7 protein-coding genes are annotated in these 16,578 nt (G+C 33.8%); 5 read left to right on the top strand and 2 right to left on the bottom strand.

Annotated elements, in window-relative coordinates; genetic code table 11:
- Positions 1-143 precede the first annotated feature (143 nt).
- The 5 genes from rpoB (at position 144) to RC62_RS08710 (ending at position 12,792) form a co-directional block, all read left to right on the top strand.
- Positions 144-3,956, top strand: coding sequence for a DNA-directed RNA polymerase subunit beta (gene rpoB / locus RC62_RS08730; protein ID WP_055094618.1), 3,813 nt, complete (start codon positions 144-146; stop codon positions 3,954-3,956).
- A 267-nt stretch (positions 3,957-4,223) separates the two neighbouring features.
- Positions 4,224-8,534, top strand: a complete 4,311-nt coding sequence (gene rpoC, locus RC62_RS08725) for a DNA-directed RNA polymerase subunit beta' (protein ID WP_055094616.1) — start codon at positions 4,224-4,226, stop codon at positions 8,532-8,534.
- A gap of 10 nt (positions 8,535-8,544) precedes the next feature.
- On the top strand, positions 8,545-8,856 hold the full coding sequence (locus RC62_RS08720; protein ID WP_055094614.1) for a DUF3467 domain-containing protein: 312 nt from the start codon (positions 8,545-8,547) through the stop codon (positions 8,854-8,856).
- A gap of 646 nt (positions 8,857-9,502) precedes the next feature.
- Positions 9,503-11,044 (top strand): apolipoprotein N-acyltransferase, encoded by a 1,542-nt coding sequence (gene lnt, locus RC62_RS08715; protein WP_055094612.1) that lies wholly within the window; start codon positions 9,503-9,505, stop codon positions 11,042-11,044.
- 29 nt (positions 11,045-11,073) lie between these two features.
- Positions 11,074-12,792 (top strand): LamG-like jellyroll fold domain-containing protein, encoded by a 1,719-nt coding sequence (locus RC62_RS08710; RefSeq protein WP_055094610.1) that lies wholly within the window; start codon positions 11,074-11,076, stop codon positions 12,790-12,792.
- A gap of 154 nt (positions 12,793-12,946) precedes the next feature.
- Here the strand turns inward: RC62_RS08710 and RC62_RS08705 are convergent, their stop codons facing one another.
- Positions 12,947-14,536, bottom strand: coding sequence for a peptide chain release factor 3 (locus RC62_RS08705; RefSeq protein ID WP_055094608.1), 1,590 nt, complete (start codon positions 14,534-14,536; stop codon positions 12,947-12,949).
- A gap of 152 nt (positions 14,537-14,688) precedes the next feature.
- Positions 14,689-16,128: an alpha-amylase gene (locus tag RC62_RS08700; RefSeq protein ID WP_055094606.1), complete on the bottom strand. Its 1,440-nt coding sequence runs from the start codon at positions 16,126-16,128 to the stop codon at positions 14,689-14,691.
- Positions 16,129-16,578 lie beyond the last annotated feature (450 nt).

Here is a 16,578-nt window from a genome sequence, read left to right as displayed (position 1 = left end):
TTTTGATCAATACGAAGAAAAAAAATTGAACTGTTTTACTGGTTTATTTTTAAAGATGTATTGATTATAATAAGAAAGTATAGATTAAACAGTGTGTGTTTACACAAAAAATTACTTTTTTTTAATCAAAATTTTGTCCATTGATGATAACAAATCAGACTGAAAGATTGAATTTTGCCTCTACAAAAAATATTCCTGACTATCCAGATTTCTTAGATGTTCAGGTTAAATCTTTTAAAGATTTTTTTCAATTAGAAACTAAATCTGATGAAAGAGGCAACGAAGGGTTATACAACACCTTCATGGAAAACTTCCCAATTACAGATACAAGAAATAACTTTGTATTGGAGTTCCTAGATTATTTTGTAGATCCGCCACGTTATACAATTCAAGAATGTATAGAGAGAGGTCTTACTTATAGTGTGCCTTTAAAAGCCAGGTTAAAACTATATTGTACAGATCCAGAACACGAAGATTTTGAAACTATTGTACAAGATGTTTATCTTGGAACAATACCTTATATGACTCCAAGTGGTACTTTTGTTATCAATGGTGCTGAGCGTGTAGTAGTATCTCAACTACACCGTTCTCCTGGAGTTTTCTTTGGTCAATCATTCCACGCAAATGGAACAAAACTTTATTCTGCCAGAGTAATTCCTTTTAAAGGATCCTGGATAGAATTTTCTACAGATATCAACAGCGTAATGTATGCTTATATCGATAGAAAGAAAAAATTACCGGTTACGACTTTATTCCGTGCAATTGGATTTGAAAGAGACAAGGATATCCTTGAAATTTTCGACCTTGCTGAAGAAATTAAAGTTTCTAAAACAGGTATTAAAAAATATATTGGAAGAAGACTTGCTGCACGTGTATTGAACACTTGGCACGAGGATTTCGTTGATGAAGATACCGGTGAGGTAGTTTCTATCGAACGTAACGAAATTATCCTTGATCGTGATACTATTATCGACAAAGATAATGTTGAAGAAATCATTGATTCTAACGTTAAATCTATTTTGTTACACAAAGAGGATAATAATCAGGCAGATTATGCTATTATCCACAATACGTTACAAAAAGATCCAACAAACTCTGAAAAAGAAGCTGTTGAGCACATCTACAGACAATTGCGTAATGCAGAACCGCCTGATGAAGAAACTGCTCGTGGTATTATAGATAAATTGTTCTTCTCTGATCAACGTTATAACTTAGGTGAAGTTGGTCGTTACAGAATGAACAAAAAACTTGGTTTAGATATCCCTATGGAGAAGCAAGTGCTTACCAAAGAAGATATTATTACCATTGTAAAATATTTGATCGAATTGATCAACTCTAAAGCAGAGATTGATGATATTGATCACTTATCAAACCGTCGTGTTAGAACAGTTGGAGAACAATTGTCTCAACAATTCGGTGTTGGTTTAGCACGTATGGCTAGAACTATTCGTGAGAGAATGAACGTTAGAGATAACGAGGTGTTTACACCAATCGATTTGATTAATGCTAAAACATTATCATCGGTTATCAACTCTTTCTTTGGTACAAACCAGTTATCTCAATTCATGGATCAAACGAATCCATTAGCTGAGATTACGCACAAAAGAAGACTTTCTGCCCTTGGACCTGGTGGACTTTCGAGAGAGAGAGCTGGTTTCGAGGTTCGTGACGTTCACTATACACACTATGGTCGTTTATGTCCGATTGAAACTCCAGAGGGACCAAACATTGGTTTGATTTCATCTCTTGGTGTTTATGCAAAAGTTAACGGAATGGGTTTCATCGAAACTCCTTACCGTAAAGTTACAGATGGTGTAGTCGATTTAGAAAGTACACCTATCTATTTAAGTGCTGAAGAAGAAGAAGGTAAAATGATTGCTCAGGCAAACATTGAAATGGATGCTACAGGTAAAATTACAGCGAGTAATGTTATTGCTCGTGAGGAAGGTGACTTCCCGGTTGTAGAACCTTCTGCAGTACATTATACAGACGTTGCGCCTAACCAGATTGCTTCGATTTCGGCTTCATTAATTCCTTTCCTGGAACATGATGATGCGAATAGAGCCTTGATGGGATCTAACATGATGCGTCAGGCGGTTCCTTTGATCCGTCCGGAAGCACCAATTGTTGGTACAGGTTTAGAGCGTCAGGTAGCTTCAGATTCAAGAGTATTAATTAATGCTGAAGGAGATGGAACTGTAGAATATGTTGATGCAAACATCATTACTATCAAATACGACCGTACTGAAGAAGAAAGAATGGTAAGTTTTGATGCTGATGAAAAAACATACAACTTAATTAAATTTAGAAAAACCAATCAAGGAACAAGTATTAACCTGAAACCAATTGTAAGAAAAGGTGACAGAGTAATTCTTGGTCAGGTATTATCAGAAGGATATGCTACTCAAAATGGTGAATTAGCTTTAGGTAGAAACTTAAAAGTTGCGTTCATGCCATGGAAAGGGTATAACTTTGAGGATGCGATTGTAATCTCTGAAAAAGTAGTTCGTGATGATATTTTTACTTCTATCCACGTTGATGATTATTCATTAGAGGTTAGAGATACTAAGTTAGGAAATGAAGAGTTAACAAATGATATTCCTAACGTTTCTGAAGAAGCTACTAAAGATTTAGATGAAAACGGTATGATCAGAATTGGAGCAGAGGTTAAACCTGGCGACATTTTGATCGGAAAAATTACACCAAAAGGAGAATCAGATCCTACTCCTGAGGAGAAATTGCTTCGTGCAATCTTCGGAGATAAAGCAGGTGATGTAAAAGATGCTTCATTAAAAGCTTCTCCATCTTTACACGGTGTAGTTCTTGACAAAAAATTATTTGCAAGAGCCGTAAAAGATAAACGTAAACGTACTCAGGATAAAGATGCTTTAGGTGCTTTAGAAATGGAATTCGAAACTAAATTTGTTGAATTAAAAGACAGATTGGTTGAGAAATTATTCTTGATCGTGAACGGAAAAACATCTCAGGGTGTAATGAACGATTTGGGTGAAGAAGTTTTACCAAAAGGTAAAAAATATACTCAAAAAATGCTTTACGCAGTAGAAGATTTTGCTCACTTAAGCAAAGGTCAATGGGTTGCCGATGACGCTACTAACAAAATGGTTAATGATTTAATTCATAACTATAAAATTAAGCTGAACGACTTACAAGGATCTTTAAGAAGAGAAAAATTCACTATTACAGTTGGAGATGAATTACCATCTGGAATCTTGAAATTAGCGAAAATTTACATCGCTAAAAAACGTAAACTGAAAGTAGGGGATAAAATGGCAGGACGTCACGGTAACAAAGGTATTGTTGCAAGAATCGTTCGTCATGAAGATATGCCTTTCCTTGAAGACGGAACACCGGTTGATATCGTATTGAATCCACTTGGGGTACCTTCACGTATGAACATTGGTCAGATTTATGAGACTGTTCTTGGATGGGCTGGACAAAATTTAGGTAGAAAATTTGCTACTCCAATTTTTGATGGTGCTTCTTTAGATCAAATCAATGCTTTGACTGATGAAGCTGGGGTACCACGTTTTGGACATACACACCTTTATGATGGTGGTACTGGAGAGCGTTTCCATCAAGCTGCAACTGTGGGAGTAATTTACATGCTTAAATTAGGACACATGGTTGATGATAAGATGCACGCACGTTCTATCGGACCATACTCGTTGATCACTCAACAACCACTTGGAGGTAAAGCTCAATTTGGAGGTCAGCGTTTTGGAGAGATGGAGGTTTGGGCACTTGAGGCTTATGGAGCATCAAGTACGCTACGTGAAATCTTAACAGTTAAATCGGATGACGTTATTGGTAGAGCTAAAACTTACGAGGCTATCGTTAAGGGAGAATCTATGCCAGAACCAGGATTACCAGAATCATTCAATGTATTAATGCATGAATTAAAAGGTCTTGGACTTGACATTCGTTTAGAAGAATAAATAAAGTTTTAAGTTACAGTCTCAGTATTCAGTTTGCACTGAAAGCTGAGACTGAAGCTGTTTATTAAAATAAAAGTTTTTAGGATTTATACCCGTAAACCGTTCCGATTTTTTATTTAAACCTGAAAAGTTTTATAATTAGCACTTCAAAATTGACGTTTGAAGTTTAGAGAAGTAATCCGTGGTAGCGACTAATAATTTATTTTTTAAGAGAAATTATTAGTTAAAATCAATTTTTTAATTGCAGATAAATCAATAGTAAAAACTATGATGAATAATAGAAATAATAATAAAGATAAAAATCCGGTTAAAAGATTTAATAAAATCTCAATTGGATTGGCTTCACCTGAATCTATCTTGAAAGAATCAAGAGGAGAGGTTTTGAAACCAGAAACGATCAACTACAGAACTCACAAACCAGAACGTGACGGACTTTTCTGCGAAAGAATCTTCGGACCTGTTAAGGATTTTGAGTGTGCTTGTGGTAAATATAAAAGAATTCGTTACAAAGGTATTATTTGCGACCGTTGTGGTGTTGAAGTTACGGAGAAAAAAGTACGTCGTGACAGAGTAGGACACATCAACCTTGTTGTGCCAATTGCTCATATCTGGTACTTCCGTTCTCTTCCAAACAAAATTGGTTATATCCTTGGTCTTCCATCTAAGAAATTAGATATGATCATTTACTACGAAAGATATGTAGTAATTCAGGCAGGTATTGCTAAAAATGCAGATGGAGAATCATTACAAAGATTAGATTTCTTAACTGAAGAAGAATATTTGAATATTTTAGATACTCTTCCGCAGGAAAACCAATATTTAGATGACATGGATCCTAATAAATTTGTTGCCAAAATGGGAGCAGAATGTATTATGGATTTATTAGCACGTATCGACTTAGATGAGTTGTCTTACCAATTGAGACATAGTGCTAACAATGAAACATCTAAACAACGTAAAACTGAAGCTTTAAAAAGATTACAAGTTGTTGAGTCTTTCCGTGAGTCTAACTTAAACCGCGAAAACCGTCCTGAGTGGATGATTATGAAAGTGGTTCCTGTTATTCCACCAGAATTACGTCCGCTTGTGCCACTTGATGGAGGTCGTTTTGCAACTTCAGATTTAAATGATTTATACCGTCGTGTAATCATCCGTAACAACCGTCTGAAAAGATTAATGGAGATTAAAGCTCCGGAAGTTATCTTAAGAAACGAGAAACGTATGTTACAGGAATCTGTAGATTCATTATTTGACAACACGCGTAAAGCTTCTGCTGTTAAAACAGAATCTAACAGACCATTAAAATCATTATCTGATTCCTTAAAAGGTAAGCAAGGACGTTTCCGTCAAAACTTACTTGGAAAACGTGTGGATTATTCTGCTCGTTCGGTAATTGTTGTTGGTCCTGAATTAAAATTATTCGAATGCGGATTGCCAAAAGATATGGCATCTGAGTTATACAAACCTTTCGTTATCCGTAAATTGATTGAAAGAGGTATTGTTAAAACAGTAAAATCTGCTAAGAAAATTATAGACAAAAAAGAGCCGGTAGTTTGGGATATCCTTGAAAATGTAATTAAAGGTCACCCGGTATTACTTAACCGTGCTCCTACGTTGCACAGACTTGGTATCCAAGCTTTTCAACCAAAATTAATTGAAGGAAAAGCGATCCAATTACACCCATTAGTATGTACGGCTTTCAACGCCGATTTTGATGGGGATCAGATGGCAGTTCACTTACCATTAGGACCAGAGGCTATTTTAGAGGCACAATTATTAATGTTGGCTTCTCACAATATCCTGAATCCTGCAAATGGTGCTCCAATTACTGTACCTTCTCAGGATATGGTCTTGGGTCTATATTATATGACCAAAGAACGTATCTCTACACCAGAACACATAATTTTAGGTCAAGACTTAACATTCTATTCTGCTGAAGAAGTAAATATTGCATTAAACGAAGGAAGATTAGAATTGAATGCTCGTGTGAAAATTAGAGCAAAAGATTTTAATGAAGCCGGAGAATTGGTATACAAAATTATCCAAACAACTGCAGGACGTGTATTATTTAACGAAGTAGTACCTGAAGCAGCCGGATATATCAATGATGTATTGACTAAGAAAAACCTTAGAGATATTATTGGACACATTTTAAGTGTGACTAATGTACCTACTACTGCTGCTTTCTTGGACAATATGAAAGATATGGGTTATAAATTCGCATTTAGAGGAGGATTATCATTCTCTTTAGGTGATATTAGAATTCCAGAACAAAAAACTAAATTAATTGCAGATGCCAGAGAGCAAGTTGAAGGTATTTCTGTGAATTATAACATGGGTCTTATTACCAATAACGAGCGTTACAACCAGGTTATTGACGTATGGACTTCTGCAAATGCTCAGTTAACAGAATTAGCAATGAAAAATATTAGAGAAGACCAACAAGGTTTCAACTCTGTATATATGATGCTTGACTCTGGGGCGAGGGGTTCTAAGGAACAGATTCGTCAGTTAACAGGTATGCGTGGTTTGATGGCTAAGCCTAAAAAATCTACTGCCGGTGGTGGTGAGATTATTGAAAACCCGATTCTTTCTAACTTTAAGGAAGGTCTTTCGATCCTTGAGTACTTCATTTCTACTCACGGTGCTCGTAAAGGACTTGCGGATACTGCTCTTAAAACTGCCGATGCTGGATACTTAACAAGAAGGCTTCATGACGTATCACAAGATGTTATTGTTAACATCGAAGATTGTGGAACATTAAGAGGTGTTGAAGTTTCTGCTTTGAAGAAAAATGAGGAAATTGTTGAATCTTTAGGAGAAAGAATTTTAGGACGTGTTGCATTGCAAGATGTTATTAATCCTCTTACTAATGAAGTTCTGGTTGAATCCGGACAACAAATTACTGAAGCAATCATGAGAGTTATCGAAGCTTCTCCGATTGAAAGAGTAGAAGTAAGATCTCCATTAACTTGTGAAGCTTTAAAAGGTATTTGTGCTAAATGTTACGGTAGAAACTTAGCTACTGGTAAGATGACACAAAGAGGTGAAGCTGTAGGAGTTATTGCTGCTCAGTCTATTGGAGAACCAGGTACACAGTTAACACTTCGTACGTTCCACGTTGGAGGGGTTGCCGGAGGTATTTCTGAAGAGTCTAGTATTGTTACAAGATTCAACGGTAGACTTGAGATTGAAGATTTAAAAACTGTAAAAGGTGAAGACAGTGAAGGTAATGCGGTAGATATCGTAGTATCACGTTCAACTGAGTTAAAATTAGTTGACGAGAAAACTGGAATCGTCTTAAATACACACAATATTCCTTACGGATCTAGTATTTTCGTTAAGGACGGTGAAGTAGTTACTAAAGGATCTGTGATCTGTAAGTGGGATCCATATAATGGTGTAATTGTTTCTGAATTTACTGGTAAGATTGCTTACGAGGATTTAGAGCAAGGACAATCGTTCATGGTTGAAATCGATGAGCAAACAGGATTCCAGGAAAAAGTAATTTCTGAAGCAAGAAATAAAAAATTAATTCCAACTTTATTGGTTTACGGTAAAGAAGGTGAATTGATTCGTTCGTATAACTTACCAGTAGGAGCTCACCTTATGGTTGAGAACGGTGAGAAAATTAAAGCAGGTAAAGTATTAGTGAAAATTCCACGTCGTTCTTCTAAAGCAGGCGATATCACGGGAGGTTTACCAAGAATTACTGAGTTGCTTGAGGCTCGTAACCCTTCTAACCCAGCGGTTGTTTCTGAAATTGATGGTGTTGTATCTTTTGGAAAAATCAAAAGAGGTAACCGTGAAATTGTTATCGAATCTAAATTTGGTGAGATTAAAAAGTATTTAGTTAAACTTTCTAGCCAAATCTTAGTACAGGAAAATGACTTCGTAAGAGCAGGAGTGCCATTGTCTGACGGTGCAATTACACCAGATGACATCTTAAGAATTCAAGGACCAGCTGCTGTTCAACAGTACTTGGTAAATGAAATTCAAGAGGTATACCGTTTACAAGGGGTAAAAATTAATGACAAGCACTTTGAGGTAGTTATTCGTCAAATGATGCGTAAAGTAAGAGTTCAGGATCCAGGAGATACATTGTTCTTAGAAGATCAATTAATTCATACTAAAGATTTCATCGTTCAAAACGATAAATTATATGGTATGAAAGTAGTTGAAGATTCAGGAGATTCTGCTGTATTGAAACCAGGTCAGATTATTTCGCCTCGTGATTTACGTGATGAAAATTCATTGTTGAAACGAAATGATAAAAATCTAGTTGTAGCTAGAGATGTAATTACTGCAACTGCAACGCCAGTTTTACAAGGTATTACAAGAGCTTCGCTACAAACTAAATCATTCATCTCTGCTGCTTCCTTCCAGGAAACAACAAAAGTACTTAACGAAGCTGCTGTAGCTGGTAAAGTAGATGATTTAGAAGGATTGAAAGAAAATGTAATTGTTGGACACAGAATTCCTGCAGGAACTGGTATGAGAGAATACGATAACACTATCGTTGGATCTAAAGATGATTACAATGAAATGATGGCTAATAAAGAAGAATATATCTATTAATTAGGAAACTATGAGTAATCCGAAACAACAACAAGAGCAAATTAATATTGAGCTAGACGAAACAATTGCAGAAGGAATTTATTCTAATCTTGCAATAATCAACCACTCATCATCAGAGTTTGTTTTAGATTTTGTGAGCATTATGCCGGGTATTCCTAAAGCCAAGGTAAAGTCAAGAATTGTCTTGACACCACAACATGCTAAAAGATTATTAAAAGCAATTGGAGAAAATATTCATCGTTTTGAGGCCGCTCATGGCGAAATCAAAGAGACAGAACAAGCACCAATACCGCTTAATTTTGGTCCTACGGGACAAGCATAAATTATTAAAGTCCCATTTTTAAATGGGACTTTTTTATTTAAAATAGAATTGATTCCTAAATAATGTATTTCAACTGATTTAGTTTTACTTTCATCGACTATATTTCTCGTTTGCAATTTATTATCCTAATATTGGTATCTCCTAATATAAAGTAGGGATTTTTGGAATAAAATAACTTACAAGGTTGGTTAATTCAAATTAAAAAAAAGCACTAATATTTAATTAGTGCTTTTTTTATATTCTTTGATAAATTTAGATTTACTCTTGTAGTTATCAAGTGTTAAGGAATACTTCATTTAATAGGAGTGTGGCTTAAAGAAAAAGGGTTCACTTCCTTGTAAAGCTTATTTTACATCTTCAATTTTAGTGTTCTTTTTTTAAAATTTAATTTTATTATTTCAAAGTAATAAAATTATGTTTTTTTTTATTTATTGTTTTTATAAGTAGTTGATTATTATCTATGTATGTGTTTAATTGGAAGGGGAATCAATTTGTATAGCGTTTTTTAACGGCTAAAAGAGACTTTTTAGGGTATAAATATTCAGACGACTAAAAACAAAACCAATTTTTTTGAATGTTAAAATATTATATTTACTTGCTAGAATGTGTTAAAGTTGATGTAGGTTTTGATTTTAAATCATGAAAAATGGGAAAAAACTTAAAAATTTCTATTATATTGTTGTTTTCTGGATTGGCACTTAATTTTGCCAATACTCATCTTTCGATTTTAATCGTTTGTTTTAGCGTCGTTCCATTATTCATCTTACTAAATGAAAGTTCAAAAATCCGATCAATCCTTAATGGTTTTCTCTTTGGTTTTGGAATTGGATTAGGCATGTTCTTCTGGATGATAAAGGGAATTAATCATTATACAGGAAATGGGTTTCTTTATGGAATTTTTGTTTATCTTATCAGTAGTATTTTTTTAGGACTTTATTTCTCTTTAGTTTACTGGATTATTGCAAATATTTATATAAAAAATACGAAATCAACTAGATCATTATTTTTAAATAGATTGTGTATATCTGCAGTATGGACAGTTTTAGAATCTGTTTTAGCATTTGTATTGCAATCTTTTCCTTTACATTATTTCAGAATTGGTTTTTCTTTTGTTACAAATATTTATTTTCTTCAGCTAACTAGTATTGGTGGATTAGCTTTATTAAGCTTTTTAACGATCTTAATAAATCTTTTTTTGGCCGAATTTTATTTGCAAAAAAAGCAACTGTATCTAATATATAGTGGCTCTATTTTATTTTTAATGTTTGTAGTAGGAAGTATTTTCTATTATAGTTATTCACCCATATTTGCTGGGAGATCATTTAAAGTTGCTATAGTGTCAGATAATACAAATCCTGAAACAAAATGGAATAGTGAAAATGGTGACGCATTTGCTAATAAATATTTTCAGCTATGTAAGGACGCTACGAAACTCGAGCCTGATTTTATTATTTGGCCGGAGACAGCATTGCCTTGGACCTATTCAAATGAAGATGATCTTCTAAAAGAAATTGTAAGAATAAGCAATACCCAAAACATTACTCACGTCATTGGTATTAATAATGAAAACAGCGAGGACAAAAAACTTTTTAATTCTGTTTTTTATATTGATAAATACAATAAGGTAAGTGGAATTTACAATAAACAAATTTTGCTAAAAGGTATTGAGGAACCTTTAGGGAATTTTTTGATTCCTTTTTTGAGTCAGGAAGGTTTTGTTCTGTCAAGAGGTAAAAATCAAGTGCCGATTCAAACGAAATTTGGGAAAGCCGGAAATTTAATCTGCAATGAAGTTGTTTCTGAAAATTGTAGCTCAGAACAAGTACGAAGTGGTGCTAACGTCTTATTTAATTTTAGTAATGATGGTTGGTTTAAAGATAATTACATTTCAGATCTTCATTTCTATTACGCTCGATTACAAGCGGTAGAAAATCGTAAAGATATTGCTGTGGCCAATAATTGTGGTATTAATGCTATTATAAATAGTGATGGAACAATTGTATCAGAAAAAAAAGACACAAGTAGTACATTGGTTTTAGGGTCTATTCAGCCCAACACTAATTTATCATTATTTACGAAGTATCCTTTATTATTTAATATACTTCTTATCATTTATGTATTCATTTATTTAACATATATAAAACCTAAAACTATAAGAGCAGACACACATGAAGAATTAAAAAAATAACAAATAATTAATTTAATTAAATTTAAAATATGAATAAAACTTTACTCTTTACATTACTGCTTGCTAATTTCTTTTTTGCGAATGCAAATACAAGAATTTCAGCTTATCGTTGGCGAAATAATAATGGTAGCGAAACTACTGCTACCTGGAAAGCCCCACTTAATACTGCTGTAGAAATCAATAACTTTGACGCTTTAAGAATTAGAATAGCTGCAGAAGAGTATTCTACTGGTAGTACGGGCACTGTAAGTATAAACTCGAAGATTGAATTTTCTGAGAATAACGGAAACAGCTGGCAAAGCATTTTAATTTCGAATTCTCCATTTACTTTCGAAATTAATCCTGATTTAGCTCATGAAACAGCAACTACACAGCAAATTTCTACAGCAAGTCCTGGTATGTTTGTCCCAGGTTTATTTTTAAGCGCAGATTCAAATAGAGTGATAAGCTTAGATACTGGTCAAAATAAATTTACTGAACAGGAATTTTCGTTAAAGCCTACTGCATTCATTAAGATAGGTGTAACTTATAGTTTTAGGATAGCGGGTCTTCAGAACAACATTGTGGTTCCTTCACTTACAAGTACTGTGGGTATATGTACAACTCCTGAAGCCACAGTAGCTTCAACTCAAAAATTAAATATCAATTCAAAAGTGTCTGATTTAGTAGCAACTGGAACTGACATTAAATGGTATGCTGACGCTGTTGGTGGTAGTCCATTAGCTGCTACAACTCCTTTATCAACAGGATTGTATTATGTTTCTCAAACTGTATCTTGTGAAAGCTTACGTACTGAAGTACAGGTAAATGTTGTTGATCTTAATGGTACTTCCTTAGAGTTTCAAGGAGGTTATGTAGAACTTCCTAATAATATGCCTACAACGTATACCAAAGAAGCCTGGATAAAAATAAATGATTTTTCACCGGTAAATAATATTATTTCAGGTGGCGGTGTAGAAGGCGAGCATGCAATTTATGTACCTGGTGGTGTATTATCTTCCGGACATAATGGACAATGGGATGCAGTAGAAGATAGTGAACCATTAAATGCAGATACCTGGTATCATGTTGCTGTAACTTATGATTTAGCTACTTCTACAATGATATTGTATAAAAATGGCGTTGCTATTTCTGAAAATAATAACGTGCCTCCCTTTGTAGGAAATGTAGTAAGGATTGGAGCATTTGACCCGGGCGGAAATCTATTTAGTGGTGTAATGGATGAAGTTCGTATTTGGAATAAAGTTTTAACACAGACTGAAATCCAGAACAATATGAATTGCGAATTATCAGGTGCTCAACCTGGATTGATAAATTATTATAAATTTAATCAAGGAGTTGAAGGAGCAGATAATTCAGCAGTTGCAACCTTGACAGATTCAAGTGGAAATGGAAATGATGGTACATTAACAAATTTTGATTTGTCAGCAAGCACTTCTAACTGGATAACGGGTTCAATTATTCAAACGGGTAGTACTTGCACAACACTTGGCTTAGACGATCATAATTTAGATGGGATTTCTAGTTTAAAAGTATATCCAAATCCATCTAGTAGTGCATTTTTTATCAATAGTGATAGTAACGGTACAGCTGTCTTATTTGATATATTAGGAAAAACGATTCAAACACAAAAAGTGAATGTTGGAACTACTACATTAAATTTAGGAAACACTCCAAACGGAATTTATCTATTAAAGATAACGAATGAAAAAAATCAGTCAAAAACTGTTAAATTGATTAAAAACTAAAATTTAATTATTTTGAGTTTTAAAAAATAAAAGAAATTTAAAAACAGCAAAGAGAATGATTTAAAAGTCATTTTGTTTGCTGTTTATTTTATGAAGACGATTTATCTAAACAAAAATGCCAGCTTTTAAGCTGGCATTTTTTTTATTAAATATTTTAGTCAAATTCTGAAGTAAAAAATAACTTCACACTTGGATATTTATTTTGAGTCATTTGAATCGTAAAGTCAGAATCAGCTAAAAATACTAATTGACCGTATTTATCATGAGCCAGGAATTTTTGTTTGATACGTTTAAACTCTTTAAATTCATCATTTTTAGCATCATCAGGTTTTACCCAACACGCTTTATGAACCGGGAAGTTTTCATAGGTACATTTTGCACCATATTCATGCTCTAAACGATATTGAATAACCTCATATTGAAGCGCTCCAACAGTTCCGATCACTTTACGGTTGTTCATTTCTAAAGTAAATAACTGCGCAACTCCTTCATCCATCAACTGATCAATACCTTTATCCAATTGCTTGGCTTTCATAGGATCAGCATTATTGATATATCTAAAATGTTCCGGAGAAAAACTCGGAATTCCTTTAAAGCTCATTACTTCACCTTCAGTCAAAGTATCACCAATTTTAAAGTTTCCTGTATCGTGCAAACCTACGATGTCTCCAGGATAGGAAATATCAACTATTTCTTTTTTCTCAGCAAAAAAGGCATTTGGGCTGGAGAATTTTAGATTTTTCTTTTGACGAACGTGGTAATAAGGTTTGTTTCTTTCGAAAGTTCCGGAAACGATTTTGATAAAAGCCAAACGGTCTCTGTGTTTTGGATCCATATTTGCGTGGATCTTGAACACAAAACCAGTCATTTTTTCTTCGACAGGATCTACTAAACGAGTTTCAGAATCTTTTGGTCTTGGTGACGGAGCGATTGTTACGAAACAATCTAACAATTCGCGAACTCCAAAGTTGTTTAAAGCTGAACCAAAAAATACAGGTTGTAGTTTTCCATCTAAATAATCCTGACGATCAAATTTTGGATATACTTCATCAATTAATTCTAATTCTTCACGTAATCTATCCGCTGGTTTAGGACCAATAATTTTTTCTAATTCAGGACTTTGTACATCTGAAAAAGCAATTGTTTCTTCAATATTTTTACGACTGTCTCCGCTAAAAATATTAATGTTTTGCTCCCATAAATTGTAAATTCCCTGAAAGTCATAACCCATACCAATTGGGAAACTCAAAGGTGTAACAGTTAGGCCTAATTTTTGCTCTACTTCATCCATTAAGTCAAAAGCATCTTTTCCCTCACGGTCTAATTTGTTGATGAAAACAATCATTGGAATATTTCTCATTCTACAAACTGCTACTAATTTCTCAGTTTGTTCCTCAACTCCTTTTGCAACGTCGATTACCACAATAACACTATCAACAGCTGTTAAAGTTCTAAAAGTATCTTCGGCAAAATCCTTGTGTCCCGGAGTATCAAGAATGTTGATTTTTTTATCTTTATAGTTAAAAGCAAGTACAGATGTTGAAACCGAAATACCTCTTTGGCGTTCGATTTCCATAAAATCACTCGTTGCTCCTTTTTTAATTTTATTGTTTTTTACAGCACCTGCTTCCTGAATTGCACCTCCAAATAACAGTAATTTCTCTGTTAGTGTTGTCTTACCGGCATCAGGATGCGATATAATTCCAAATGTTCTTCTGCGTTGTATTTCTTTTAAAAAGCTCATATTTCGTATAAATAGGTTGCAAAAGTACTATTAATTACGGCTTAATAAAAATATTCACTTCCTAAATTAGGAACTCTTTTATTTTATTAAAGATAAGTTGTCAGCAAAAAATAAGGCCGTATTTTTAGAACGACCTTACTTATTATCATCAATTATTGATTAATTGACCAAACTGTATATCCTTTAGGCGGACATTGAATTTTCACCCATTTATCGGCTTGAGTTGTAGGAAACCAGGTTGAGTTTCCTGTAAAATCCTTAATTTGAGTACTGGCCCAGTTTGTCTCAACCCATCTTTCCTGCCAGGATGTTGAGTTGTTTATATAAACTACTAATCCTGGATTTCCGTTATATCCGTTTCTTCTGGCAACGTATTCATCATTGTCAGAATATAAAATAGAAGTGGTCCCTGTTGCTTTGTTGTTATGAATCCAGATTAGATTGTTTAATTTGTTTTTGTCCAGCCATTCTTCATAATCTCTGTAAAATATGGTAGGATATCCTTCGTGAGTAAGGATATAAGAATACGCTAATAATTTACTCGAAATTTCGTCAGTATCATGATTCGTAACAAAAGTTACTGCTTTATATGGATTTCTTTTCCACATCATATCATCATTCAATAGTGCAAGGTTATTTCCGTCAAAAGCATCATTCATTTTATAGTAACAAGCAAAATCGAATACAGAACTGTTGGCATTATTAGCCCAATCATTTAATATGTTTACATTAGAATCCCATAATTCACCTACAGAAAATCCGCCTACATTAGCATTCCAGTCTCTCACAACCCACGAACCAAAACCTTTTACATAGTCAAATCTCCAGCCATCAAATTTCATGGTGTTTTTATAATATTTACCAACTCCGTCAGTTCTTTTCCATAACCAATCCTGAACATACGGATCAGCATGGCATAAATCAGGAAAACCTCCAAAACTTCCTTCGTCATTATTTCCGTAACTGTTTTTATAGAAATTAGTGTAAGTACGTTTGAATTTTCCAGATGCAATTCCGTTAAAATTTGTCCAGGTATTAGTTCCCGTAAACGGATTGGCTTCAGATTGTCCGCCGCTATTGTGATTAATTACAATATCAGCATACACTTTCATGTTCTCCGTATGTGCGTTTGTAATTAAACTTACCAATTCGGTTTTTGAGCCAAATCGGGTTTCGACAGTACCATTTTGATTGTAATCTCCAAAATCAAAATAATCTGTTGGGTCATATCCCATAGAAAACGCTCCGTTTTGAGCCTTTGAAGCTGGCGGAAGCCATATTGATCCAATTCCCGCATTCCCCCAGGCGACTACTTTACTGCTTACAGTATTCCACCAATTTCCACCGGCCGGTACATCCCAATAAAAAGCTTGCATCATGACTCCGCCACCCGGATTATCAACATATTTACCTGTTAAAGAAGCACTGGAAGTTCCTGTGCTAAAAGGTTTCCCATCGTGATGTGTTACATTAATAATTTTAAATTGCTGACTTTCAGCTTTTGAATCTGTTTCGTTTGTTTCATTTTGAGAGCAGGAATACAAGAGTGTTGTAATTGCTAATAAACAAATCCTTACAATAGGTTTTTTCATAATGTAAATTTGGTTAAGGTTAGATAATAAAGTTTTAAAATTCATATTTATTGACGTCTAAAAAGAGTTATTCGTAATTTTTAGAGCAATAAATTATCAATTATTAATCTAAAGTATATGATTTTTAATTCGATTGGTTTTTATCAGAAAATATTTATATCACGAAAACGTTGTAGTATTAATAACTTTTTTTTATTGGATTGGTAGAGAGTAATCTGACGTCAATTTTTTAGAATTATACGAATCAGCTTTTATGTGATTTTAAAAAAGGATATCATGTCTTTTTTCTCCATAAGTTTATCCTTGTGAAAATAGTCGCTTATAGTAAAAACAATTATGTTCCATATAATTTTTTGTTAATAGTATAGACGATAGTTGTATTATGTAATTGAATTGTTATTTTTGTTCGTTATAAGTTAAAAAGAACTAGATCTTAATTATTTAGTATTT

The sequence above is a fragment of the Flavobacterium aquidurense genome (assembly GCF_001404985.1).
In the GTDB taxonomy this organism is placed as follows: Bacteria; Bacteroidota; Bacteroidia; order Flavobacteriales; family Flavobacteriaceae; genus Flavobacterium; species Flavobacterium aquidurense_B.
This window is presented reverse-complemented; position numbering and strand designations above follow the sequence as displayed.

What these genes read in the sequence shown, in the direction of transcription:
- RC62_RS08700 (WP_055094606.1), bottom strand. Translation starts at nt 16,128, where the DNA reads ATGAAAAAACCTATTGTAAGGATTTGTTTATTAGCAATTACAACACTC.
- RC62_RS08710 (WP_055094610.1), top strand. Translation starts at nt 11,074, where the DNA reads ATGAATAAAACTTTACTCTTTACATTACTGCTTGCTAATTTCTTTTTT.
- RC62_RS08720 (WP_055094614.1), top strand. Translation starts at nt 8,545, where the DNA reads ATGAGTAATCCGAAACAACAACAAGAGCAAATTAATATTGAGCTAGAC.
- RC62_RS08705 (WP_055094608.1), bottom strand. Translation starts at nt 14,536, where the DNA reads ATGAGCTTTTTAAAAGAAATACAACGCAGAAGAACATTTGGAATTATA.
- rpoB (WP_055094618.1), top strand. Translation starts at nt 144, where the DNA reads ATGATAACAAATCAGACTGAAAGATTGAATTTTGCCTCTACAAAAAAT.
- rpoC (WP_055094616.1), top strand. Translation starts at nt 4,224, where the DNA reads ATGATGAATAATAGAAATAATAATAAAGATAAAAATCCGGTTAAAAGA.
- lnt (WP_055094612.1), top strand. Translation starts at nt 9,503, where the DNA reads ATGGGAAAAAACTTAAAAATTTCTATTATATTGTTGTTTTCTGGATTG.